A 23324-nucleotide genomic window follows, 5' to 3' on the forward strand; every position below is an offset into this window, starting at 1 on the left:
CGCTAAACAACCGGCCATGTCTCTGCACGATCTGCCGCCCGCCCGCAAACACCGCCGCCTCGGCCTCTACATCCCGTTCGGCATCGCCCTTCTTGTGGTGGTCGCCTGGACGGGGCTGTGGCTGTGGGCTCGCGGCGAGGCCAAGGCGCGGATGGACACCGCCGTCGCCGAGCTCAAGCAGGCGGGCTACGAGATCAGCTGGAAGGAGCGGGGCATAGGCGGCTACCCGCTCCGGCTGAACGTCACCCTTCAGGAGGCCCGCGTTCGCGAGCCGTCGGGCTGGGGCCTCGAGGCGCCGGTGCTGGAGGGCCAGGCCTATCTGCACGATCCCAGCCACTGGATGCTGGCGACGCCCGAGGGGCTCACCTTCGCGCGTCCGATCGGCGGACCCGTGGCGGTGCGCGGCGAGACCATCCGCGCCAGCCTCCGCGACCTCGACAAGACGCCGCCCAGCTTCTCCCTGCAAGGCGCGAAGCTCACCTTCCAACCCGCCGCCGGCGCCCAGCCTTTCGGCCTGGAGGCCGCCGACCTCGTGGAATTCCACCTTCGGTCAGGGCCCGACGACGAAGGGCTCGTCGCCGCCGAGGTGAAGAACGGCAAGGCGCGGCTGTCGGGCCTCTTCGGCCGCATCGCCGGCGACAAGCCCGTGTCCATCGTCTGGAACTCGCGCGTGACCCGGATGAGCGCGTTCAAGGGCGAGGACTGGCCCTCCGCCGTCCGCCGCTGGTCTGACCAAGGCGGGCAGATGCGCGTCGTGTCGGGCGGGGTCACCGCAGGCGAGGCCATCCTGGGGACCAACTCAGGCACGCTGAATGTGGGCGCCGACGGGCGGCTGCGCGGCATGCTGGACGTGACGCTCAAGCAGGCGCCGATGGCCCTAGGCGCCATGGGGCAGACCGGGCTGATCCAGCCGGAAGCCGCCGGCGCCGCGGCGGCGGTCGCCGAAGCACGGCAGGGCGCCGGCGAGGTGGCCCGCGCGACAATCAACTTCCAGGCGGGGCAAACCACCCTGGGGCCTGTAGCGCTCGGGCCCGCGCCGAAGGTCTATGAGCGCCGCTGATCCGTCAGAGCGGATCGAAAGGGGAGCCGGGATGACGTCGCTCTACGACCGCTGGATCCTGCCCAGGCTGCTCACCTGCGCCTGCTCCTCCCCGCCGATGATGAAGCAGAGGGCCAAGGTCGTGCCGCACGCCGAAGGTCGCGTCCTGGAACTCGGGATCGGCATGGGCCTCAACCTTGGCTTCTACGATCCCTCTCGGGTGACCCGGGTCGTGGGGGTGGATCCCTCCCGTGAACTGCGGGCCCGCGCGGAGGCGGCGCCCCGCCACCCGGATCTAAAGGTGCGGGTGGAGAACGGGACAGCCGAGGCGCTGCCCTTCGAGGCCGCGAGCTTCGACACCGTGGTTTGCACCTTCACCCTCTGCTCGGTTTGCACACCGCCGGCGGCGCTCTCGGAGGCGCGCCGTGTCCTCAGGCCCGCCGGCCGCCTGCTCTTCTGCGAACATGGCCTGGCCCCCGACGCTGGCGTGGCCCGCTGGCAGCGAAGGATCGAGCCGGTCTGGAAGCGCCTGGCGGGCGGCTGCCACCTCACGCGGCCCGTGGCCGCGGCGATCACCGCGGCCGGCTTCCGCATGGACCGCCTAGAGAGCATGTACGTTCCGCGCACGCCCCGCTGGGCCGGCTGGAACGAGTGGGGCGCCGCCGCTCCGGCTTAGGCCCGCAGCCGCTCCAGGCCGGCCGCGAGCTCCGACGCCCGGAACGGCTTGGTCAGCCGAGGCAAGGCGGGGTCCAAGGCGTCTACCTCCGCATAGCCGGACACCACCAGGGCCGGCAGGCCGGGCCGCCGCTCATGGAGTGCGCGGATCAGGTCCACGCCGGTCATCCCGGGCATGAGGTAGTCGGTAACCAGGACGTCGGGCCGCAAACCTTCGTCCATCAGCCGCAGGGCGGCCTCGCCGGAGGCGGCCTCCGAGACCTGATAACCCAGCTCGCTGAGCATGACGGCGGTGCTGGCCCGGACCAGCTCCTCATCGTCGACCAGCAGCGCGAGACCCGCACCCGGGGCGGCTGATCGGTCAGACGCGGCGGCGCCCTCGGCCGCGGCTTCGTCGGTCAGCGGCAGCCAAAGTTCGATGTTGGTGCCGAGCCCCAGGCGACTGGATATCTTCAGGGCCCCGCCGAGTTGCGACGCCAGCCCGTGCACCATGGAAAGGCCGAGGCCTGTGCCCTTGCCGACGCCCTTGGTCGAGAAGAACGGCTCGATGGCGCGGGCGGCGGTCGCCTCGTCCATGCCGACGCCGCTGTCCGCCACCGAGATCCGCACGTAGCCGCCGGGCGAGAGCCCCGTGGGGTCGGAAGGACCGACGGTCTCCACCCCGGCGGAGATGCGCAACACGCCGCCGTCGGGCATCGCGTCGCGGGCGTTCACGCTGAGGTTCAGGATGGCCATCTCGAGCTGGTTGGGATCGGCCTTGGCGGGCGGCAGATCTTTGGGCAGGTCGACGACCACCTTGACCTGCGGTCCGGAGGTCGAGGCCACCAGATCGGCCATTCCGACGATCAGCTCAGGTACGTTGACCGCGCTGGGGCGAAGCGGCTGACGGCGGGCGAAGGCGAGCAGGCGCTGCACGAGCATCTTGGCGCGCTCGGCCGACTGCAGGGCGCCCTCGATCAGCCGCCGCTCGCGGTCGCCGCCGAGCCCGCGTCGTTGCAGAACGTCCAGGCCGCCCACTATGGGCGTGAGCAGGTTGTTGAAATCGTGGGCGACGCCGCCCGTCAGCTGACCCATGGCCTCGAGCTTCTGTGACTGGCGCAACGCCTCCTCGGCCTTCCGCAGTTCGGCGGCGGCCTGGCGTTCCTCGGTCACGTCGCGGCCATAGCCATAGACCAGCTCGCCCTCTCGCGAGGTGTGCCAGGAGATCCACCGGACGCCGCCCTCCTTGTGGCGGAACCGGTTCTCGAAGCTGGTAAGATCGTGCGCCTCCACCGCGACGCGGTGCGCATCGGCGCTGGCCCCGGCGTCCTCAGGCCAGACGAAGTCCACGAAGTTGCGCCCGACGAGCTCGTCGGGCGCGTAGCCCAGGATGGCGGACCACGCCGGATTCACCGCGCGGATCAGCCCTTCGGCGGTGGAGACGATCAGCAGGTCGCGCGAGTTGCGCCACACGCGGTCGCGCTCGCGGGTGCGCTCGGCCACTTCCCGCTCCAGCTCCGCCCGCGAGCGCGCCAGCACCTCGCGAGCCTCGACGATCTCCTGGATGTCCGTGCAGGTGCCGAACCAGCGGGTGATCCGCCCCGCCTCGTCCCGAACCGGCTGGGCGCGGCCGAGCACCCACCGGTACTGGCCCGAGCGATGCCGCAGCCGGTACTCGATGTGATAGGTCTCGCCCGTCTCAAGACAGCGGCTCCACGTCGTCCAGGCCCGATCCCGGTCTTCGGGATGGAAGATGCCGTTCCACGCGTCGCCGTCCGTGGAGCCCTCCGGGACACCCGTGTAGTCGTACCAGCGCTGGTTATAGTAATCGTGGTAGCCGTCCGGGGCGGTCGACCACACCATCTGGTCAATGGAGTTGGCGATCGCCACGAACCGTGCGCGGCTGTCGCGCAGCTCCTGCTCCACCCGCCGCCGCTCCACCGCCGAGCGCGTGCGCTCGGCCACCTCGCGGATGAAGGCCAGCTCCTCCTCGGGCCATGGCCGCGCGGTGGCGTGGTTCAGATAGAGCAGCGCCACCACGCCGCCCTGCTCCACGATCGGCATGTTGACCACCGCCTGCGCGCTGATCGCCTTCAGGGCATCGGCCGTAGCGGCGGTGCGCGGGTCGGTCTCGGCGTCGGCGAAGACCACCGTCTCCCCGCGCTTCAGGTCCTCGATGTAGGACCCGTAGTCGCGGAAGTTCAGCACCCCGGCCAGGCTCTGGATGCCTGGCGCGTTCCAGTCGCGCTCGATGCGGATGGTCTCCGCCGCCGGATCCACTGTTCCGTAGCCCGCCCGGCTGACCTCCAGCGTCCGCCCCAGGATCTCCGCCGCCGCGAACGAGATCTCGGCGGTGTCGTCCAGGTCGCGCAGGCGGTCTGCAAGTTCCAGGAGCGCAGCGCGGCGGGCTTCCTCCGCCTTCTCCGCCGTGACGTCGTAAGCGGTGCCCACGAAGCCGATGTGCCGGCCCTCGGCGTCCCAGCGCGGTTGGGACTGCGAGCGCAGCCAGCGCCACTCGCCCTGGGCATTGCGGTATCGCGCTTCCAGGGTGAAGGGCTGGAGCGAGGCCTCCTTCTCCACCTGTTCGGCGAACACCCGTTGGATGTCGTCCGGGTGGATGGCGTTGCGCCAGTCGAAGATCAGGGCCTCGTCATAGGGCAGGCCAACGAAGGCCATGTAGGCCTGGTTGACGAACTCCCGTGTGCGGTCGAGCCGGGTCACCCACATTGGCGTGGGCGCAGCATCGATGATCAGCCGGAAGCGTTCCTCCGGCCCCGCTCGCCGATGCGCGGTGTCGATGTCGTCGCTGCTCACACCCCGCCGCCCGGATTCCGCCCGCAGGCTAAGCGGGGCAGACCTGGAACGGTTCCATCGGCGGCGCAAGGGAAGTGAAGGTGGTAGCTGGGGGCGGGATCGAACCGCCGACCTGTGGGTTATGAATCCACCGCTCTAACCATCTGAGCTACCCAGCCACGGGTCTCGCGAGAGGCGCGGGTTATAGGGGCTGATTTTCTCCGCTTCAAGCGGCTTGGGAAGCCGGCTGCGAGCCGCTAGGGTCCGCGGCCGTGAGCGTGCTTCATCTCCTGGGGACGTCCGGCGAAGGCGGGGCAGAGACCTACTTCGTCGACCTCGTGACGGCGCTTCGGCGTGCGGGCGTTCCCGAAGCGGCCGCCATCCGGCGCAACCACGGCCGCCACGCCGCCCTGGCGACCGCCGACGTCCCCGTCGCGACCCTGGGCTTTGGCGGCCCCCTCGATCTTCTGACCCGGCCAAGGGCGGCGGCTTTCGCCCGGCGCGAAGGCGCCAGGCTGGCGCTGGCCTGGATGAACCGCGCCGCCCGGCACACCCCGGTCGGCCCCTGGGCGCGGATCGGCCGGCTCGGCGGCTACTACAACCTGAAATACTACCGGGGCTTCGATCACCTGGTGGCCAACACCGAGGACATCGCCGATTGGATCGTGGGGCAGGGCTGGCCGGCCGGCCGGGTGAGCTGCATCCCGAACTTCGCCGCCGCGCCGGAGGACGGCGCGGCGCTAGACCGCGCCGGCCTGGACACGCCGGCCGACGCCCCCCTGCTGCTGGCGATGGGCCGCCTGCACGAGGCCAAGGCGCACGACGTGGCGCTCCAGGCCCTGGCCGGCCTCCCGGACGCCTACCTCTGGATTGCGGGCGCCGGCCCGCTGGAGACCCGGCTCAAGGGGCTGGCGGCGGCGCTCGGCGTGGAGCGCCGCGTGCGCTTCCTCGGCTGGCGCACGGACGCCTCGGCCCTCTATCGCGCGGCCGATGTCTGTGTTTTCCCGTCGCGGTACGAGCCCTTGGGCAATGTGGTCATCCAGGCCTGGGCGCACGGCCTGCCGGTGGTCGCCGCCGCCAGCCAGGGGCCGAAGGCGCTGATCAACGACGGCGAGGACGGGCTGCTGGTCCCGGTCGATGACCCCCCGGCGCTCGGCGAAGCCGTCCGCCGCGTCCTCGACACGCCCATGCTGCGGATCCGCCTGGCGCAGAAGGGGCTGGCGCGGGTGGAGGCGGAGTTCAGCGCCCCGGCTGTGGTGGCCGCCTGGAAGACTCTCTTCGCCGATTTCGGGGCGCTCTGATGTGCGGCATTGCGGGCGAGCTGGGCGCCGGGACCTCCGCCCGGGCGATGATCGGCGCCATCACCCATCGCGGCCCCGACGGCGTGCGCGTGGAGGCGGCGCCCGGCGCCACCCTCGCCCACGCCCGGCTGTCGATCATCGACCTGGAGTGCGGCTGGCAGCCGCTCACCGCCAGCGGCGCCACCGTGATCGGCAACGGCGAGATCTACAACTACGTGGAGCTGACCCGGGACTATCAGCTGGCGGGCAAGCTCAGGACCGGCTCGGACTTCGAGCCCCTGCTGCACATCTACGCCCAGGAAGGACCGGCGGCGTTCGAGCGGCTGCGGGGCATGTACGCGCTCTGCCTGGTCGGCGACGACGGGCGGGCCTGGCTGGCCCGCGACCCCTTCGGGATCAAGCCGCTCTACCTGCTGGAGCACGACGGCGGCCTGGCCTTCGCCTCCGAACCCCGCGCCCTCGTGGCCGCCGGCCTGCTGGCGCCTGAGCTGGAGCCGGACGCGGCGGCGGAGCTGCTGGCCTTCAACTATGTGCTGGGCGATCGGACTGCGCTGAAAGGCGTGCGACGCCTGGCCCCAGGCGAGGTGGTTGAGGTCCGCGAGGGTCGGGTCGTCGGCTCTACAAGCCGCCGCCCCGTGCCGGCCGCGCGCGGCGGCGGCGACAGCGAGGACGCCCTCCTGCGCGCGCTGGACGCGGTGCTGGAGGACAGCGTTCGCGTGCACCAGCGTTCGGACGTGCCCTATGGCCTGTTCCTGTCCGGCGGGGTCGACTCGGCCGCCATCGCCACGCTCATGGCGCGGCTGAACGCGCGGCCGGTCACCGCCTTCACCTGCGGCTTCGACGCTCCCGGCGCGGCGGACGAGCGGGCGCAGGCGGAGCGTGTGGCCCGGGCGCTGAACCTCGACTGGCGCGAAACCACGTTCGGGGAGGCGGATTTCTGGCGCATCCTGCCGGAGGTCGCCTGGGCGCTGGACGATCCCACCGCCGACTACGCCACCCTGCCCACCTACAAGCTCGCCGAGGCGGCGAAGGGGACCCTCACCGTGGTCCTGACCGGCGAAGGCGGCGACGAGCTGTTCGGCGGCTACGGGCGCTATCGACGCGCCCTGCGCCCGGCCTGGCTGGGCGGGCGGTCCGCCGAGCCGCGGACGGAAGATCTGGCGGCCCTCGCCCGGTGGCGCGCGGCCGCGGAGCCGCCGCCTGGCCTCACCCCGCTGCAGCAGGCCCAGTGGGGCGATGTGGCCACCTGGCTGCCCAACGACCTGCTGCTGAAGCTGGACCGCTGCCTGATGGCCCACGGCCTGGAGGGCCGCACGCCCTTCCTCGACCCCGAGGTGGCGGCCTTCGCCTTCCCGCTGCCGGACCGTTTCAAGGTGCGGGGCCGCTACGGCAAGTGGCTGCTGCGCCGGTGGCTGGAGCGCGCCTGTCCCGCGACCGAGCCGTGGGCGCGCAAGCAGGGCTTCACCGTCCCGGTTGAAGCCTGGATCGCGCCCCGCGCCGCCGACATCGGGCCGCGGCTGGCCCGCATCGACGCCGTGCGCCAGATGCGCCCCGACGCAGCCGATATTTTCGCGAGCGGCGAGGCCGGCCAGCGCTGGCCGCTGCTGTTCTTCGCCGTTTGGGCCTTGATCCATCTGGAAGGCGCCTCACGTGAAGAGGCGCTGGAAGCCATAGCCGGGAGACCCTGATGCAGAAGCTCTTCGTGACGACCACCGCCGCCGTCCTGGTCGCCGCCTGCGGGGGGACCGACGGCCAGGCGGCGCCCAAGGCCGCCCCCGCGCGCGCCGCCGCGCCGGTCCAGACCGCCGCGGCCAATGGGGTGGGCCAGAAGCCCGCCTTCGCGGGTCAGACCCGCGCCCCGGAAGTGAAGTCGAATGTCGCCTATCAGGTGAGCGACTACGTCACCGGCCTGCAGAAGCCCTGGGGCCTCGCCTTCCTGCCCAACGGCGCCCTGCTGATCAGCGAAAAGCCTGGCCGCCTGCGGGTCTTCGAGAACGGGAAGCTCTCCGAACCTGTGGCCGGCCTGCCCCCGGTCGACACCCGGGGTCAAGGGGGCCTGCTGGGCCTCGCCATTGACCCGAACTACGCCCGCAACGGGCTGGTCTACTGGAGCTACGCCGAGGGCCAGCCGGACGGCAAGACCAACACCGCCGTGGCGCGCGGCCAGCTGATCTCGTCCACCGCCGCCGGCCCGCGGCTGGAGAACGTGCAGGTGATCTGGCGCCAGAAGCCCAGCTGGGAAAGCACCCTCCACTTCGGCTCGCGCCTGGTGTTCGCCCGTGACGGGACGCTCTTCGTGACCACCGGCGAGCGCTCGGTGGAGAGCGGCCGCATGCAGGCGCGCAACCTGCAGATGGGCCTCGGCAAGATCGTCCGCATCAACGCCGACGGCTCGATCCCCAAGGACAACCCGTTCGTCGGTCGCAGCGACGCGCAGCCCGAGATCTTCGCCAGCGGTATCCGCAACAGCCAGGCCGCGGCCCTCAATCCGCGTACGGGCGAGTTGTGGGAGATCGAGCACGGGACCAAGGGCGGGGACGAGCTGAACATCATCCGCAAGGGCAAGGACTACGGCTGGCCGACCGCCGCCTACGGCATCGAGTACCGCGGCGGCCCGATCGGCGGCGGCCTGACCCAGGCGCCGGGAACGGAGCAGCCCGTCTACTACTGGGATCCGGTGATCGCCCCGTCCGGCATGGCCTTCTACACCGCCAACCTGTTCCCGGCCTGGAAGGGCAGCCTGTTCGTGGGCGGGCTGGGCGACAAGCGGCTGACCCGCCTGGTCCTGAATGGCGACCGCGTCGTGGGCGAGGAGCGCCTGCTGGCGGAGGTGGGCGAGCGCCTCCGGGACGTCGTCGTCGGCCCCGACGGCGCCCTCTACATCGCCACCGACAACGACAAGGGCCGGGTGCTCCGGGTGGCGCCTCGCTGATCACGTTCCTCGTGGCCGGGCTCGTCCCGGCCACGCACGAACTCCGTGCCGCAGGTTCCGGCCTCCGACGCCGCTCGCTCGCGGCTTACGCCGGCGCCAGCCCCAGTCGCTCCGCCGCCTTTTCGCCGATCGCCAGCGACGAAGTCAGCCCGGGGCTCTCGATGCCGAACAGAGCGACAAGGCCCTCGATCCCGTGAGCCTGCGGTCCGTCGATGCGGAAGTCGCTGTGCGGCTCGCCAGGCCCATGAATCTTGGGGCGAATGCCGGCGTAATCGGGCGAGAGGCTGTCGTCCGGCAGGCCCGGCCAGAACTTGCGGATGTAGCTGTAGAAGCCCTCCGCGGCGTCGGGATCGACGGTGTAGTCCAGCTCGTCCACGTAGCTGAGGTCGGGCCCGAACACCGCCTGCCCGCCCAGGTCGCGCCGGTAGTGGGTGCCCAGCGCGCCAGGGATCGGCGGCGGATAGACCAGGTGGCGGAACGGCGCCTTTCCGGCCAGGCGGAAGTACATGCCCTTGCCGTAGTGGGCCCGCGGGATCTGGTCGGCGGGGAAGCGGGAGATGGCCGCCGCGACGCCCTGGGCCGAGAGGCCGGGCGCGGTGATCAGGTAGCGGCTGGTCAGCGTCGCTGGCTCCTCGCCGCCCGCGCGAACCTCGAAGCCGCCGCCCTCCAGCGGTGTCGCGCCCTCGAACGGCGTGGACAGGACCACCGCGCCGCCCGCCTGCTCGATCTCGCCCTGCAGGGCCAGCATGTAGCCGTGACTGTCGAACACGCCGCTCTCCGGCGACAGGAGGGCGCCTTCGCAGGCGAGCTCCGGCTCGAGCGCTAGGGCCTCGGCCTTCGAGAGCTTGCGCATGCCTTCGACGTCATTGGTCACGGCCTGGTCGAAGATGCTGTCGAGGCGCGCGACCTCCTCAGGCGTGGTGGCCACCACCAGCTTGCCGCAGCGGTCGTAGTCCACGTGATGGGCGTCGAGGAAGGCGTAGAGCATCCGCCGGCCCTTCACGCACAGCTCGGCCTTGAGAGAGCCGGTTGGATAGTAGAGCCCGCCGTGGATCACCTCCGAGTTCCGGGAGGAGACGCCCTGGCCGATGGCCGCCTCCTGCTCGAGCACCGCCACCGTCAGCCCACGTCGCGCAAGCGCGTAGCCGCAGGCCAGGCCCACGGCGCCCGCCCCCACGACCACCGCATCGAAATCGAAGTCCGCCATGCCCCGTCGCTAACGCACGGCAGGGCTCAAAGGAACAATCACGCGCCCAGGAAGTGCAGGCGGATGGTCTCGCGGAACATCATCGCCTGGCGGGCGATCACCCCGTCGTCGCCCACCGCCCTGGCCACAGTCATGCCGCCGTAGGTGAAGGCCAGGATGGCGTGCGCGAGGTCGGTGGGCTCGGCCTTGCCCTTGGGCGGGTGCGCCACGGCGATCTCCTCCAGCCAGCCGACCATCTTGCGTCGCCACTCCAGCACGCTGTCCACCGTCATCTGGCGGGTGGCGCTGTCCCAGGACATGTCCTGGAAGGTGACCGTGCCCACCAGGCGCCCGGGTGGCCGTCCACCAGCTCTTCCATCGCTTCGGCGTAGAGCTTCAGGAAGATCAGGAAGCTGTGCAGCGGGTCGTCGGAGAGTTCGCGAGCGCGCTCCGCCATGCCGTCGATGAAGCCGTGATCGTTTTCCGCGTAGCGGGCGATCAGCTGGCGGGACCTCACCCTGATCGCCGCCGCGGCTCGGAGCGGCGAACACAGCCTGGAGCAGGCCCCGCTGGCCGAGCGGCGGGCGGCCCAGCCGGTGACGCAGGACGAAGCCCGCCAGCTCGCGGCCTGGTCCAAGCCCCCTCCTCCGTTCATCCCGGCGAAAAGCCGGGATCCGAGCCGCGCTTAGCTTCGGCCGGCCTTCGCCGGTGAGCGGACCGGCGGCGCGGTGGCGCGCGCGACAAGCGGTGCTACTGTCCTGGCAAAGCACTCGGGGGGAAATCCACAATGCGCACCTTCGCTGGCGTTCTCGCCGCCGCCCTGCTGGCTTCCGGCGCCGCCGACGCGCAGCAGGCGCTGAAGCCGGGCACGCCTTCGATCCTGCAGTGGAGCCCGGAACAGCAGGCCCGCTGGTACCCGGCGATCGAGACGGTCTACCAGGTGCGCACCGTTCCTCGCGGCAAGCGCGTCCACCCGCTGCCCAGGGCGGCGAAGGAAATCGCGCCCAGCTTCACCTACGGCGGCAAGACCTTCACCGTCGACGACTACATGAAGGCCTACAACGTCTCCGGCGTGCTGGTGCTGAAGGACGGCAAGATCCTGCTCGAGCGCTACGGAATGGGCCGCAAGCCCCAGGATCGCTGGACCTCCTTCTCGGTGGCCAAGTCGGTCACCTCCACCTTGGTCGGGGCGGCCATTCAGGACGGCAAGATCAAGGGCCTGAACGATGTCGTCACCAACTACATTCCCGAGCTGAAGGGCTCCGCCTACGAAGGCGTCACCGTCCGCCAGCTGCTGATGATGAGCTCGGGCGTGAAGTGGAACGAGGACTACGCCGACCCGAACTCGGACGTCGCCCGCGCCGGCACGGCGATCCAGGAGCCGGGCGTGAACCCCATCGTCAGCTACATGCGCCGGCTGCCCCGGGCGAACGCACCCGGGACCAAGTTCACCTACAACACCGGTGAGACCGACCTCGTGGGCGTTCTGGTGTCCAACGCGGTCGGCAAGCCGCTCGCCACATACGCGTCCGAAAAGCTCTGGAAGCCCTACGGCATGGAGCGGGACGGCATCTGGATGACCGACCTGGCCGGCCACGAGCGCGGCGGCTGCTGCATGTCCATGACGCTGCGCGACTACGGACGCGTGGGGCAGTTCATCCTCGACGGCGGCAAGGCCGGCGGGAAACAGATCCTCCCGGTCAGCTGGACGAAGGAAGCCACCAGCCCGCAGATCACCAACGGCGCTCCTGCGCCGGGCTACGGCTACTTCTGGTGGATGCGCCCGAACGGCAGCTATGACGCCGCCGGCATCTTCGGCCAGTCGATCACCACATTCCCGCAGGACCGGCTGATCGTGGTCATCAACTCGGCCTGGCCTCAGGCCACCGGCCGCGAGCTCGGCCTGGCCCGCACCGCCTTCGTCGACGCCCTGCGCGCGGCGGCGACAGCCCCCTAAGCCTCTGCCGGCTTCCGCTCCCGGTACGCCTTCGGGCTGAGGCCGGTCCAGCGCTTGAAGGCCCGGGAGAAGGCCGCCGGTTCGGAGAAGCCCACGAGGTAAGCCGTCTCGTTGACCGAGACCTTGGGGTTCGCCAGGTAGTGCAGCGCGAGCTTGTGGCGCAGCTCGTCGTAGAGCCGTTCGAAGGTGACGCCCTCCGCCTTCAGCTTGCGGAACAGGGTCTGGCGGCTGACGCCCAGCCGCGCGGCCACCTCGTCCATGTTCACGTCGCCACGGTGCAACACCGGCATCAGCAGGGCCTCGACCCGTCCCCGGAGCGTATCGGCCGACTCCAGCCGCTTCAGCAGCGCCTGCGCCCGGTCGCTCAGCACGCCGAAGACGTATTGCGGTAAGGCCGCCACCTTGTGGTGCTCGAAAGCCGGGTTGAGCCGGAGCGCATTCCGCGGCGCGCCGAAGGTCACCGGCGCGGCGAAGATCTCCTGGTACGCCTCAGCATAGCCGGGGTCCGGATGGGTCACCTGCACCGCCTGCACGAAGCCGGTGACCCCGAACTGCCGCGGGCCCCAGGCCATCCGACCGAAAGTGGTCTCGGTGAGCTCGGGGAACAGGTTCGGGTTCTGCCGCCGGTCGATCAGCCAGACCCCGTCGGCCTCCCGTTGCATGGCGAAACGGTCCATGCCGGCGTCCACGCCGTCCACCTCCACCGCGATCCGGCCGTAGCGGTTCATCTGGGCCAGCGCCTCGGCCATGTCCCGCGACGCGTTGCTCAGCAGGCCGACGACGGAGATTTCCGAGAAGTCCACATGCTGAGCGTAGCGAAGCGCCAACGCGGGATCACGCGTCTCGGCCTTGGCAGCCCGCATCAACCGCACATAGGCGTCGAATGGCACCCGTGCGTCGGGATCCTCCAACCCTGCCAGGTCGAGGCCGCAGGCGGCCGCTAGCGCCCGCGGCTCCGCGCCCCGCGCCACGGCGAACTTGAAGAGGCCGCGGACAATGCCGGCCTCATAGGTGCGCTCGGCCACTTCACCCTCCGGCGGCGCTGCAGGTCCTGCCCGTTAGAGGCGCCCCATCGCCGATTTGGATGCAACGTCGGTGCTACCAGTGGTCACGCTTCTGGCGCCAGCGATCATGGCCTGGCGCGACGCTCGCACGATACTGGGCGCTCGAGCTGGAGACCGCCATGAACCTGGAAGCCCCGCCCGGCGCGCCGCTGATCCTGCACATTGGCGCCGGCGCCCTGCTGGTCACGCATATCGCCGGCGGAGCCATCGGCATCGCCTCAGGCTTCGTGAGCATCTTCGCGCGCAAGGGCGGTCCGCTGCATCGCCAGTCCGGGACCCTGTTCTTCGGCGGCATGCTGGCCATGGCCACGGTCGGGGCTGGCGTCGCGCCCTTCCTGCCGGACGCAGCCTGGGTGAACACCACTGCGGCGGTGTTCACGCTCTACATCCTGGTCACCGGCTGGTACGCGGCCCGGCGGCCGACCGTCGGCCTGCCCGAACGGCTCGGAGCCGTCGTGGCGGCCTTGGTGGCGTTGACCGGGCCGTTCCTGCTGGCGAGCGGGATCGGCGCGCGCCAAGGCGACACCGTCGGCGCCGTCTACGTGTTCTCGGGCATCGCGGCCCTGGCGGCGCTCAGCGACTGGCGGCTGCTGCGGCGGGGGATCATGCCGCCGGCCGATCGGCGCACGCGGCACCTCTGGCGGATGAGCGCGGCCCTGGCGATCGCGGCGGGCTCCTACTTCGTCGGCCAGCCGAAGTTCGTGCCGCCGCCGATCCGGGGGACCTTCCTGGCCGTCCTGCCCATGCTGACGGCGCTGGCGATGATGACCTGGTGGTGGGCGCGGACCAAGCTGGCGGGCCGTCGCCCTCTCCGGCCGCGAGCGGTGGCGGCTTGAGGCTTCAGGCCACCTTGGTCCAGACCTGAGACTTGCAGAGCATCCCGCCGATCACGCACCCCTTGGCGCGCAGCTTGCCGGCCTCCACGGGCTCGGCCGTGCCGCTGAAGTTGCGGTTCAGCTCGGGGACGAACACCTTGCCGCGCCAGACGCCGCGCTGCGGGTCCAGCTGCAGGTTCTTCAGCACCTGGGTGCCGATCAGGTTCTCGGTGCCGGCCTGCCGCGCCTTGGCCAAGGTCTTCGGGGCGGCCCAGATCACCGTGCCGCAGGCCGCCGTGCCGCAGGGCCGGATCTCGACGCGGACATTGTCCTTCGGATTACGCCACACCCCATAGGCGTCGGCGCTCGACGGCTGGGCCTGGGCGGAGAGCGCAGACATCAGCGAGGCCGCGGCGACCGCGGCGGCGGTGACTAGACGACGATGCATGAGGCCGATTTAGGCCAAGGCTGCGGGCGCGCAAGATGGCCGGATGCCGCGCACGTCCAGGTGTGGGTCAAAAGCCACAGGGCGGTGCGCGGAAGCCGCACACCGCCCGCGGCTCTTAGTCCGACGCCTTGGCGCCCTTGCCGTCGCCCTTGGCGGGCGCCGTCCTGGCGGCCGCAGCCTGTTCCTTCTCCTGGTGGCGGGCGCCGGCCAGGATGCCTTCCAGGGCGTAGTTGCCCTCATGGCACGCGTATTCGTAGATCGTGCCGTTGAGCGGGCTCATCTCGTACTCGCCGCCCCAGGGCTTGTCCCAGAGCGTCGGGTCTTCCACCGTGAAGGCGTAGTGCAGCCGGTCCTTGGCCACCCGCGTGAAGCGCTCCGTGACCTTCAGGTTCTCCCACGAACCCATGAACGCCTGGCGCTGCGGGATGTGGGTGGTCTCCACCACCAGGGTGTCGCCCTCCCACCAGCCGATGGAGTCGCCGAAGTAGGGCCGCACGCCATCCGTGCGGTGCTTGTCGTTCAGGCGGATGATCCGGGCGTCGTGGTTCATCTCCACCAGGATCGTCACCGCCGTCGGCGACTGAACGATCTGATAGTTGTTGTTGTAGAAGCCGTTGGAGAACATCGGCGGGCCGGCGTTGCGCCCGAAGCCGATGATGCAGCGCTCGCCCAGCGACCGGTTCTCCGGATTGTCGAACGAGCCCATGCCGCCGCCGCCGCCCGTGCGGCCGAAGCCGGCCGGCTGCGCCGCGCCCGCCTTGCGCGGCGGCACCTGGCCGTTCGGCGTCGTCAGCAGCGAGGTCCGGGGCTCGCCCCGCACGCGCATCACGCTGTGGCCGGGATCGAGCCAGCCACGGTTATAGCCGCCCACGTCGCCGCCGGCCGCGGCGAACTCGGGCCGCACATTGCCGGTCGTCCTGGGCGCTTCGGCGGGGGCGTTCGGGTCGGTGGGCTTGTTGCCCTCCTCGACCTCCTCCACCACCGCCTGCTCCATGGCCTTCACCTCGGCCTCCGTGTGGACGAGGCGATCGCCGTACTTGGCCGGGCGGAGCATGGGGGTGAGCGTCGAGTTCGACCAGAAGCCGCCCAGGTCCGGCTGGCCGAAGGCCGTGCGCGGCGCCTTGTAGGCGGCGGCCTTCGGCTGGGCCGCGGCCTCCAGGGGAACGGCGGCCAGCGCCAGCGGCGCGGCGCACAGGGCGGTGGCGAGGTAGAAGGCGGCGCGTTTCACGATGGGCTCCCCAAGACTTTTCGCCGACTCCCGGGCGGCGTTCATACCGAACTTACGAATTCGGGACGCGTCCGGCAATGGTCCTGGACCACCGAGGAACGCCCTCCCCCGATCGGGCGTCAATTGATCTTTCTGTGAGCCCCGGTCGTTTCGCCCGCATGACGGAGCCGCAACATTGACCCCGCCGCCGCGCCGCGGGCTCCTGGTCCGCAACGGGAGCAAGCCGGACGACTGGGTGGAAGGCGTGATCGCCCGCCTCGCCGAGGCGGACGTCCAGCTCGTGGACACCCCCACCGCCTCGTGCGACGCCGCCTGCGACGCGATCCGCCGCGGGGCCTCCGACACGGACCTGATCGTGGTGGCCGGCGGCGACGGCACCCTCAACGGCGTCGCCCCGGCCCTCCTGGAGGCCGGCAGGCCCGTGGGCGTCCTGCCGCTCGGCACGGCCAACGACCTCGCCCGCACCCTCGCCCTGCCCCTGGACGTGGACGCCGCCGCCGAGGTGATCGCGGCGGGCGCGACGCGCCGCATCGATCTCGGCATCGCCAACGGCAAGCCGTTCTTCAACGTGGCCAGCCTGGGCCTCTCGGCCCAGCTGGCGGCCAACCTCGGCGAGGGCGCCAAGCACCGGTTCGGCCGCTTCTCCTACGCCCTGGCCGCGCTCAAGGTGCTGTTCGGCGCCAAGCCCTTCCGCGCCGCCATCGCGGCCCAGGGCCAGGCGGTGCGCGCCCGGACCTACCAGATCGCCATCGGCAACGGCCGCTACTACGGCGGCGGCGCGGCGGTGCGGGAGGACGCCCAGATCGATGACGGCCGCCTTGTCCTTTACAGCCTCGAGCCCGGCAGCCTGTGGAAGGTGGTCCTGCTCGCCCCCCTGTTCCGCCGCGGCCGCCACGCCCACTGGCGCGAGGTCCGCACGGCCGAGGGGCGCCAGATCGAGATCCGCACGCCCGCGCCCATGCCGGTCAACCTCGACGGCGAGCTTGCCACCGAAACGCCCCTGGTCTTGACGGTTCGCCATGCGGCGGTGGAGGTGTTCGCGCCGGCCGCGCCCTGACACCGCGGCCGAAGGAGCGCCATGGCCCAGCGGCCCGACATCCCGCGCGCGAAGTCCTGCGGCCCCTGCACCCTCTGCTGCAAGGTGATGGGCGTCTCCGAGCTCGCCAAGCCCGGCGGCGCGCTGTGCGCCCACGCCCGCACCGGCCGCGGCTGCGGGATTTACGAGAGCCGCCCGCAGGGCTGCCGCGCCTTCGAATGCGTCTGGCTGATGGACCCCGACATGCCGCACCGCTTCCGCCCGGACCAGACGAAGGTGGTGCTCGACATGGACCACGAAGGCCGTCGCCTCGTCGCCCGCTGCGACCCGGCAAACCCGCTCGCCTGGCGCCGCAACCCCATCTACGCGGCGCTGAAGGGATACGCCCAAGACCATTGGGCTACGGGCAAGGTGGTCATGGCGGTGGCCGGCCGCCGCGCCTGGGTGATCACCCCCAAGGACGAGATCGACCTCGGTGAGATCGACCCCGCCGCCCGCATCGAGGTGGTGGAGCAGGCTGACGGGAAGGTCTCCGTAGCGGTGACCTAGACTTCGCTGGCTCTCCGGCATCCAACGGATGCCGACTTGCGCACCACAAACTCCGCTCATCCCGGCGAATGCCGGGACCCAAGCCGAGTCTGCCGGCGGCGGGACGAGCGGTGGAAAGGCGCTGCCTACGCCAGTTCCCGCGCGCCCGCCTTCTCCCACTCCGCCCAGAGCCGGGCCTCTTCCGCCTTCGCAGGCTTGAGGCTCGCTTCCTTGATGTGGCCAAAGCCGCGGATCTGCTGGGGCACGGCGGCGATCTTCACCGCCACCGGCAGGCGCTCGGCGTCCAGCTGGGAGAGCAGCCGGTCGACACCCGCCTCGTAGTCGCGGATCAGGTTGCGCTCCATCTTACGCTCGGCGCTGTAGCCGAACACGTCCAGCGGCGTGCCGCGCAGGCCCTTCATCTTGGCCATGACGGGGAACGCCACGTCGTTCATCCAGCCGCCGAAGGCGATCTTCTTCGGGCGGCCGTCCTTGTCCTTGGGCGACAGGATCGGCGGGGCCAGCCACACCTTCTCCTTGCCCCCTTTGAAGATCGAGTTGCGGTACTCGCGCCAGCGCGGGTCGGTGTGCAGGCGGGCGACCTCGTACTCGTCCTTGTAGGCCATCAGCTTGTAGAGGTTGGACGCCACCGCACGGGTCAGGCGGTCTGAGCCCAGCCGGCTCTCCGCCTCCTGCACCTGGCGCACCTTGTCGAGGTAGCGCTGGGCGTAGGCGCGGTTCTGGTAGGCTTCCAGTTCACGCGCCCGATGGGTGATCAGCTCCTCCACCGGCATGGTCTCCGGCGTCGGCACGTCGTCCTCGCGCAGGCCCCGGCTCGCCGGGTCGTGCGCCGCCTTGCGGCCCAGTTCGAAAGCCTGGAGGTTGGCCTCGGCGTCCACCCCGTTCAGCCGGATGGCCCGATACAGCGCCCGGCTGGAGATCGGCACCACGCCCTTCTGCCAGGCGAAGCCCAGCATGATCATGTTGGAGTAGATGGCGTCGCCCAGGTTGTTCACCGCCAGGTGCTGGGCCGGCATGGCGTCGTAGGACTTCACCGCCGCGGCGATGCGCCGGGCCTGGGCGTCGGCGTCGAAGCGCACGTCCCGGTCGGTGACGAAGTCGGCCGTGGGCGAGAAGTCGGCGTTGCCCACCGCCACGGTCCGGTCCTTGGCGTACAGCGCCAGGGCGTCGGCCCCCGCCGCCACCAGCAGGTCGCAGGCGATCAGCACGTTGGCGCTCGCCGCCGGCACGCGGCCGCCGACCACGCTCTCCTCGGTCTCCCCGATCCTCACGTGGCTGAACACCGCCCCGCCCTTCTGGGCGAGGCCCGTCATGTCCACCACCGAGGCGGCGCGGCCATCCACGTGGGCGGCCATGGCCAGGATCGAGGCCACCGTGGTCACGCCCGTGCCGCCGACGCCGGTGAACAGGATGTTCTTGACGCCGGTGAAGGCCTCGAACTCCGGCAGCGGGGTGGAGTCGGCGGTCAGCGCCGGCATCGCCTCCTTGTGCGGGTTCTCGGCGCCTTCCAGGGTGATGAAGGACGGGCAGAAGCCTTCCAGGCAGGTGTAGTCCTGGTTGCAGCTCGACTGGTTGATCTTGCGCTTGCGGCCGAACTCGGTGTTCAGCGGCTCCACAGACACGCAGTGGCTGGTCTTGGAGCAGTCGCCGCAGCCTTCGCAGACCAGCGGGTTGATGACCACACGGCGCGGGGCCGCCTGCATCTTGCCGCGCTTGCGCCGGCGGCGCTTCTCGGTGGCGCAGACCTGGTCGTAGATCAGCACCGTGACGCCCTCGACCTCGCGCAGCTCCTTCTGCACGGCGATCAGGTCGGCGCGGGGCTTCACCTCGACGCCGGGGGCCAGGTCGGTGACCTCCTCGTAGCGCTCGGGCTCGGCGGCCACGACGACGATCTTCTTCACGCCTTCCGAGGCGAGCTGACGGGTGATCTGCGGGACGGTGAAGCCGCTCTCGGCGGTCTGGCCGCCGGTCATGGCCACGGCGTCGTTGAACAGCAGCTTGTAGGTGATGTTCGAGCCGTTCGCGACGGACGCGCGGATGGCGAGCGAGCCCGAGTGATTATAGGTCCCGTCGCCCAGGTTGACGAAGACGTGCTTCTCCTCGGTGAACGGAGACGCGCCCATCCAGGTCAGGCCCTCGCCGCCCATGTGGCTGGTGAGGTCCGTGTTCGGGTCGTTGAAGCTCGCCATGTAGTGGCAGCCGATCCCCGCCAGCGCCCGGCTGCCTTCCGGCAGGCGGGTGGACGAGTTGTGCGGGCAGCCCGAGCAGAAGAACGGCTTGCGCTGCTGGTCGCTGGACAGCGTCACCGCCGCCATGGACGCCGCCGATACCCGGTTCAGGTAGTCGTGCACCCGCTCCATGTGAGGGCCGGCCGGCAGCCGGTCGGAGATGGCGAGCGCGATCTCGGCCACCGACAGCGAACCCAGCTCGGAAAGCAGCGGGTGGCCCTGCTCGTCCACCTTGCCGATGATCCGGGGACGGGCGTGCGCGGGCAGGTCGTAGAGCGCGGCGCGCGCCTGCGTCTCGATCAGCGGCCGCTTGTGCTCGATGACCATCAGGGTCTCGAGGCCCGCGGCGAAGGCGCGGATGCCGGTGGGCTCCAGCGGCCACGGCATGCCCACCTTGTAGATGGCGATCCCCAGGTCGGCCGCTTCCCGCTGGCTGATGCCCATGGCGGACAGCGCCTCGATGACGTCCTTGTAGGCCTGGCCCTGGCAGACGATCCCGAGCCGCGGACGCGATGAGCCCAGCACCACCCGGTCGATGCGGTTGGCGCGTGCGAAGGCCAGCGCCGCCGGCAGCTTCTGCGTCCGGAGGCGCCGCTCCTTGTCGAGCGGCTGATCCTTCAGCCGGATGCCCAGCCCGCCGGGGGGCATGCGGAAGTTCTCGGGGGTGACGAACTGGTGCCGCTTCAGGCTGACGTCGATCGTGACGCCGGAATCCATGGTGTCGGCCACTGCGATCAGGCCGACCCACAGCCCCGAGAAGCGCGACAGGGCATAGCCCAGCAGGCCGTAGTCCAGCACCTCCTGCACGTCGGCCGGCGCCAGCACCGGCATTTCGAAGTCCTGGAAGGCGAACTCGGACTGCGACGGCAGGGTTGAGGATTTGCAGTTGTGGTCGTCGCCGGCCACCGCCAGCACCCCGCCCTTCGGGAAGACCCCGGCGAAGTTGGCGTGCTTGAAGGCGTCGCCGGTGCGGTCCACGCCCGGGGCCTTGCCGTACCACATGCCGAACACGCCGTCGTAGCGGGCGCCCGGGAACAGGTTCGCCTGCTGCGAGCCCCAGACGGCGGTGGCGGCCAGGTCCTCGTTCAGGCCTTCCTTAAAGACCACCTCGGCGGCTTTCAGGTGCTTGGCGGCGCGGGCCGCCTGCTGGTCAAGCCCGCCGAGCGGCGAGCCGCGGTACCCGGAGACGAATCCTGCGGTGTTGAGGCCGGCGGCGCGGTCCAGCCGGTGCTGGTCCATCAGGACGCGCAGCAGCGCCTGCACCCCGGTGATGAAAACCCGACCCTCGGTGAGCAGAAATTTGTCGTCGAGCGTCACTTCCTGGTGGCGCATTGCAATTTTTATCCTTCGAGGGCTCCCTAAGGAGTTAGAAGATCATATAAGAACGAAGCAATTGCTTGCCAAAAGCGTGCCCCTGCCCTCGGGTTCCGGGGCAAGAAAGACGCAGCTTGGCCCCGAGAGAAGGAGGAAAACTTGTCCGAGGTGCTCGACGCCGTGGATGCCAAGATCCTGGACCTGATCCAGCACGACGCCGGCCTGTCCGTCGCCGAGATCGCCGAGCGCGTCGGCCTGTCGTCCAGTCCCTGCTGGCGGCGCATCAAACGCCTGGAGGACGCCGGCGTGATCCAGCGCCGGGTGACCATCCTTGACCGCGAGCGCCTGGGGCTCGGCTTCGAGGTCTACTGCACCGTCAAGCTTTCCCTACCGACCAAGGACAACCTCGACGCCTTCGAGACCGCCATCGGCAAGCTGCCCGAGGTGGTGCAGTGCGCCACCGTCACCGGCGCCGCGGACTACGAGCTGCGTATCGTGACCCGCGACATGCACGCGTTCGACGACTTCCTGCGCGACAAGATCCTGTCGCTGGGCCTCGTCTCCAACATCGAGAGCCGGATCGTCATCCGCTCGGTGAAGCACACGACGGCCGCGCCGCTTGGGCTCGTCAGCCCGTACGTCTCCGCACAAGGCTGAGGCAGGCTCCCTCCCCCGTTCCGCTCACCCCGGCGAAAGCCGGGGCCCAAGCTGAGCCCGAAGCCGCCCCCCGGGAAGAGCGGCCTCAGGGGGCGTTGGTTCGTGAGGAGAGCTGGCGGCCCCTAAGGCCGCGCCATCCCGAACTTCTCCTCCAGGAAGGCGGCCACGCGGCGCCACATGTGCACGCGGTTGGCCAGGTTCACCACCGAGTGCCCCTCGTCGGGGAAGCGCAGGTAGACCACCTCGGTCCCGGCCTTGCGCACCGCCTCCACGAACCGATCCGACTCGGTCACCGGGTCGCGCGGATCGTTGGCCCCGTGCTCAACCAGCAGCGGCGTGCGGATCTTGCCGGCGTTGTTGATTGGCGAGATCGAGGCGAAGAACGCCCGGTCCTTCGGGTCGTCGATGTCGCCATACTCCTGCCGGTCGGAGGCCTTCAGGGCCGGCGAGGCGCCTTCCAAGGCCTTCACCCAGTCGCTGACGCCCACGAACGAGGCCCCCGCCACGAACAGGTCTGGATAGGCGCCCAGCGCGGCATTGGTCAGGTAGCCGCCGTAGGAGCCGCCCATCACCGCCGCCTTCGCGGGGTCCACCCGGCCTGTGCTGCGCATGTAGGCCACCGCGTCTGCCAGATCGCCCAGCTCCTTCACCCGCAGCCGCTTGTCGTTCAGGTGGGCGTAGGTTTTTCCGTAGCCGGTGGAGCCGCGGTAGTTCAGGTCCAGCACCGCCATGCCGCGGGCCGCGAAGTACTGCAGGTGCGGTGAGAAGCCGGGCACGGCGTGGGCGCTCGGCCCGCCGTGGACATGCAGAACGAGGGGCGGCTTGCCTCCGCCGGGGGAAGCTTTCGGCGCATAGAACAGCCCACGCACCGTCACGCCGTCGCGCGCCTTGAAGGTGATCGCCTCGGGCGTGACCATCGTGGCCGGGTCGAGGCCAGCCCAGCTGGTGGCGACCGGCCGCGACAAGGCCCCCGTCGCCACGTTCCAGGTGAACACCTCCCCGGCCGCCTGCGCGCCGGTCACCCGGACGCCCAGCACCGGCGCGTGCTCGGCGAAGCGCATGTCGTAGACCCCGCGCGGCAGGGCCGGCGCATCCACTTTGCGATTGGTCTGACGGTCGAGCACGGACAGGCGACTGTAGCCCTCCACTTCGCTCACCCAGGCCAGGTAGCGCCCGTCGCCGCTCAGCGAGACGTTCGTGGCGTCGTGCGACTCCGCCTCCAGGAAGCGGATCTTGCGGGTTTTGAGGTCATAGAAGGCCAGGTTCTGGAACTCGCGATCCAGGTTCGACACCAGGAAGAACCCGGAGCCGTCCGGCAGCCACTCGAAACCGTCGAAGTTGGCCGCCTGCTTCGGCCGGAACAGCAGCTCCATCTTGCCGGTGTCGACATTCAGCAGGTGCAGGTCGGCGCCGTCTTCGCCGCGCACCTCGGTGACCACCACGTGGGGCCCGCCGGGCTGCCAGGCGCGCGGCAGGAAGCCGAACGAGCCCTCGTAAACCCGCTTCGAAGCCCCGGTGGCGAGGTCGGCCACATAGATGTCGAAGTCGCGCCCGTTGCGCTCGGTCGAGGCGTAGACCACCCGCCCGTCGTGGGACACGTCGCCGATCTCGCGGAAGGCTTCCGACTTGGCGATCAGCACTCGCTCGCGCCGGCCGTCCGGCGACAGCACATAGAAGCCCTGGCGTTCGTCGCCGCCGGTGTCGGCGCCGTAGACCACGCCGCCGTCCGGCAGGGCCAGCATCGAGTCGATACCCGAGCCGAAGGTCAGCTGAGTGGGCCAACCGCCCGCGGCCGGCGCGCTCCACAGCTGCGGGTCGCCTGTGACGTTGGTGGTGTAGAAGACGGTCTGACCGTCCGCCGACAGGTCGAAGGCGCTGGCCCCCCGGACCAGCAGGTAGCGCGTGATGTCCACGCCCTCGCCGGCCAGGCCAAGCGCCACGGGCGCGGGCTTCGGGATGTCGGCCGCCACCGGCCAGCCCTGGGCGCTGGCCCCACCGGCCGCCAGAGCCAGCATCGCCGCCAGACCCGCTGCACGCTTCATGGTACGTCCCCCGAAATGGACGGCGACCTTAGCGAAACCGCTGGCCACGGCAACGAACCGGCGGCATGGCCAGGGACGCGG

General features: G+C 70.6%; 19 protein-coding genes and 1 tRNA gene. 10 read left to right on the forward strand and 10 right to left on the reverse strand.

The genetic code is table 11. The features are described from left to right. The first annotated feature begins 16 nt into the window (after nucleotides 1-16). Together VIL67_RS09975 and VIL67_RS09980 are read left to right on the forward strand one after the other, a co-directional pair. The gene (locus tag VIL67_RS09975; RefSeq protein ID WP_332048728.1) at nucleotides 17-1060 is read left to right on the forward strand and encodes a DUF2125 domain-containing protein; all 1044 of its coding nucleotides are present in this window, start codon (nucleotides 17-19) and stop codon (nucleotides 1058-1060) included. Nucleotides 1061-1091: 31 nt separating this feature from the next. Next, complete coding sequence (locus tag VIL67_RS09980) at nucleotides 1092-1715, forward strand: class I SAM-dependent methyltransferase (protein ID WP_332048729.1); 624 nt, start codon at nucleotides 1092-1094, stop codon at nucleotides 1713-1715. Here VIL67_RS09980 and VIL67_RS09985 read toward each other — a convergent pair. Together VIL67_RS09985 and VIL67_RS09990 are read right to left on the reverse strand one after the other, a co-directional pair. Continuing rightward, nucleotides 1712-4507 (reverse strand): PAS domain-containing protein, encoded by a 2796-nt coding sequence (locus tag VIL67_RS09985; protein ID WP_332048730.1) that lies wholly within the window; start codon nucleotides 4505-4507, stop codon nucleotides 1712-1714. The two genes, VIL67_RS09980 and VIL67_RS09985, sit on opposite strands and share 4 nt — an antisense overlap. An 81-nt stretch (nucleotides 4508-4588) precedes the next feature. Beyond that, a tRNA-Met gene (locus VIL67_RS09990) sits at nucleotides 4589-4665 on the reverse strand. A 93-nt stretch (nucleotides 4666-4758) separates the two neighbouring features. Between VIL67_RS09990 and VIL67_RS09995 the strand changes: the two genes are divergently transcribed. The 3 genes from VIL67_RS09995 to VIL67_RS10005 are packed head-to-tail and all read left to right on the forward strand — an operon-like array spanning nucleotide 4759 to nucleotide 8719. Next, nucleotides 4759-5787: a glycosyltransferase gene (locus VIL67_RS09995; protein ID WP_332048731.1), complete on the forward strand. Its 1029-nt coding sequence runs from the start codon at nucleotides 4759-4761 to the stop codon at nucleotides 5785-5787. After that, entirely contained in the window at nucleotides 5787-7475 is a 1689-nt protein-coding gene (gene asnB / locus VIL67_RS10000; protein WP_332048732.1) for an asparagine synthase (glutamine-hydrolyzing), read from the forward strand. The genes VIL67_RS09995 and asnB overlap by 1 nt, the downstream gene beginning before the upstream one ends. Beyond that, on the forward strand, nucleotides 7475-8719 hold the full coding sequence (locus tag VIL67_RS10005) for a PQQ-dependent sugar dehydrogenase (RefSeq protein ID WP_332048733.1): 1245 nt from the start codon (nucleotides 7475-7477) through the stop codon (nucleotides 8717-8719). Before asnB ends, VIL67_RS10005 begins: the two co-directional genes overlap by 1 nt. Before the next feature lie 85 nt (nucleotides 8720-8804). Here VIL67_RS10005 and VIL67_RS10010 read toward each other — a convergent pair whose 3' ends face one another. Genes VIL67_RS10010 through VIL67_RS10020 form a run of 3 tightly spaced genes read right to left on the reverse strand, consistent with a single transcriptional unit; the run spans nucleotide 8805 to nucleotide 10422 of the window. Continuing rightward, complete coding sequence (locus VIL67_RS10010) at nucleotides 8805-9926, reverse strand: NAD(P)/FAD-dependent oxidoreductase (protein WP_332048734.1); 1122 nt, start codon at nucleotides 9924-9926, stop codon at nucleotides 8805-8807. Nucleotides 9927-9964: 38 nt separating this feature from the next. Beyond that, the gene (locus tag VIL67_RS10015) at nucleotides 9965-10198 is read right to left on the reverse strand and encodes a hypothetical protein (RefSeq protein WP_332048735.1); all 234 of its coding nucleotides are present in this window, start codon (nucleotides 10196-10198) and stop codon (nucleotides 9965-9967) included. Next, nucleotides 10195-10422, reverse strand: a complete 228-nt coding sequence (locus VIL67_RS10020) for a hypothetical protein (protein ID WP_332048736.1) — start codon at nucleotides 10420-10422, stop codon at nucleotides 10195-10197. The genes VIL67_RS10015 and VIL67_RS10020 overlap by 4 nt, the downstream gene beginning before the upstream one ends. 270 nt (nucleotides 10423-10692) lie before the next feature. On the opposite strand from VIL67_RS10020, the gene VIL67_RS10025 reads away from it, so the two are divergent. After that, nucleotides 10693-11862 (forward strand): serine hydrolase domain-containing protein, encoded by a 1170-nt coding sequence (locus tag VIL67_RS10025; RefSeq protein ID WP_332048737.1) that lies wholly within the window; start codon nucleotides 10693-10695, stop codon nucleotides 11860-11862. Here the strand turns inward: VIL67_RS10025 and VIL67_RS10030 are convergent. Continuing rightward, the gene (locus VIL67_RS10030; protein ID WP_332048738.1) at nucleotides 11859-12887 is read right to left on the reverse strand and encodes an AraC family transcriptional regulator; all 1029 of its coding nucleotides are present in this window, start codon (nucleotides 12885-12887) and stop codon (nucleotides 11859-11861) included. The two genes, VIL67_RS10025 and VIL67_RS10030, sit on opposite strands and share 4 nt — an antisense overlap. 158 nt (nucleotides 12888-13045) lie before the next feature. On the opposite strand from VIL67_RS10030, the gene VIL67_RS10035 reads away from it, so the two are divergent. After that, on the forward strand, nucleotides 13046-13762 hold the full coding sequence (locus VIL67_RS10035) for a DUF2306 domain-containing protein (protein ID WP_332048739.1): 717 nt from the start codon (nucleotides 13046-13048) through the stop codon (nucleotides 13760-13762). Nucleotides 13763-13766: 4 nt separating this feature from the next. Here the strand turns inward: VIL67_RS10035 and VIL67_RS10040 are convergent, their stop codons facing one another. Both VIL67_RS10040 and VIL67_RS10045 read right to left on the reverse strand, forming a co-directional pair. Then, entirely contained in the window at nucleotides 13767-14189 is a 423-nt protein-coding gene (locus VIL67_RS10040; RefSeq protein WP_332048740.1) for a DUF2147 domain-containing protein, read from the reverse strand. Between the two features lie 115 nt (nucleotides 14190-14304). Then, the gene (locus VIL67_RS10045; RefSeq protein WP_332048741.1) at nucleotides 14305-15417 is read right to left on the reverse strand and encodes a hypothetical protein; all 1113 of its coding nucleotides are present in this window, start codon (nucleotides 15415-15417) and stop codon (nucleotides 14305-14307) included. 175 nt (nucleotides 15418-15592) lie between these two features. Between VIL67_RS10045 and VIL67_RS10050 the strand changes: the two genes are divergently transcribed. Together VIL67_RS10050 and VIL67_RS10055 are read left to right on the forward strand one after the other, a co-directional pair. Continuing rightward, a complete protein-coding gene (locus VIL67_RS10050; protein WP_332048742.1) occupies nucleotides 15593-16474 on the forward strand; it encodes a lipid kinase in 882 nt (293 codons plus the stop codon). Between the two features lie 21 nt (nucleotides 16475-16495). Continuing rightward, nucleotides 16496-17002, forward strand: a complete 507-nt coding sequence (locus tag VIL67_RS10055) for a YkgJ family cysteine cluster protein (RefSeq protein WP_332048743.1) — start codon at nucleotides 16496-16498, stop codon at nucleotides 17000-17002. Nucleotides 17003-17127: 125 nt separating this feature from the next. Here the strand turns inward: VIL67_RS10055 and VIL67_RS10060 are convergent, their stop codons facing one another. Further along, nucleotides 17128-20562, reverse strand: a complete 3435-nt coding sequence (locus VIL67_RS10060) for an indolepyruvate ferredoxin oxidoreductase family protein (RefSeq protein ID WP_332048744.1) — start codon at nucleotides 20560-20562, stop codon at nucleotides 17128-17130. Between the two features lie 141 nt (nucleotides 20563-20703). Here VIL67_RS10060 and VIL67_RS10065 point away from each other — a divergent pair, with 141 nt between their 5' ends. Next, nucleotides 20704-21201 carry an Lrp/AsnC family transcriptional regulator gene (locus VIL67_RS10065; protein WP_332048745.1) on the forward strand — a complete coding sequence of 166 codons (498 nt, stop codon included), beginning with the start codon at nucleotides 20704-20706 and terminating at the stop codon, nucleotides 21199-21201. Between the two features lie 122 nt (nucleotides 21202-21323). On the opposite strand, the gene VIL67_RS10070 is transcribed toward VIL67_RS10065, so the two are convergent. Beyond that, nucleotides 21324-23243, reverse strand: a complete 1920-nt coding sequence (locus VIL67_RS10070) for a S9 family peptidase (RefSeq protein WP_332048746.1) — start codon at nucleotides 23241-23243, stop codon at nucleotides 21324-21326. Nucleotides 23244-23324 lie beyond the last annotated feature (81 nt).

This window comes from Phenylobacterium sp. (assembly GCF_036563385.1).
In the GTDB taxonomy this organism is placed as follows: domain Bacteria; phylum Pseudomonadota; class Alphaproteobacteria; order Caulobacterales; family Caulobacteraceae; genus Phenylobacterium.

Coding starts and splice junctions, on each gene's coding strand:
- VIL67_RS09975 (WP_332048728.1), top strand. CDS start 17: ATGTCTCTGCACGATCTGCCGCCCGCCCGCAAACACCGCCGCCTCGGC.
- VIL67_RS09980 (WP_332048729.1), top strand. CDS start 1,092: ATGACGTCGCTCTACGACCGCTGGATCCTGCCCAGGCTGCTCACCTGC.
- asnB (WP_332048732.1), top strand. CDS start 5,787: ATGTGCGGCATTGCGGGCGAGCTGGGCGCCGGGACCTCCGCCCGGGCG.
- VIL67_RS10005 (WP_332048733.1), top strand. CDS start 7,475: ATGCAGAAGCTCTTCGTGACGACCACCGCCGCCGTCCTGGTCGCCGCC.
- VIL67_RS10010 (WP_332048734.1), bottom strand. CDS start 9,926: ATGGCGGACTTCGATTTCGATGCGGTGGTCGTGGGGGCGGGCGCCGTG.
- VIL67_RS10015 (WP_332048735.1), bottom strand. CDS start 10,198: ATGACGGTGGACAGCGTGCTGGAGTGGCGACGCAAGATGGTCGGCTGG.
- VIL67_RS10025 (WP_332048737.1), top strand. CDS start 10,693: ATGCGCACCTTCGCTGGCGTTCTCGCCGCCGCCCTGCTGGCTTCCGGC.
- VIL67_RS10035 (WP_332048739.1), top strand. CDS start 13,046: ATGAACCTGGAAGCCCCGCCCGGCGCGCCGCTGATCCTGCACATTGGC.
- VIL67_RS10040 (WP_332048740.1), bottom strand. CDS start 14,189: ATGCATCGTCGTCTAGTCACCGCCGCCGCGGTCGCCGCGGCCTCGCTG.
- VIL67_RS10055 (WP_332048743.1), top strand. CDS start 16,496: ATGGCCCAGCGGCCCGACATCCCGCGCGCGAAGTCCTGCGGCCCCTGC.
- VIL67_RS10060 (WP_332048744.1), bottom strand. CDS start 20,562: ATGCGCCACCAGGAAGTGACGCTCGACGACAAATTTCTGCTCACCGAG.
- VIL67_RS10070 (WP_332048746.1), bottom strand. CDS start 23,243: ATGAAGCGTGCAGCGGGTCTGGCGGCGATGCTGGCTCTGGCGGCCGGT.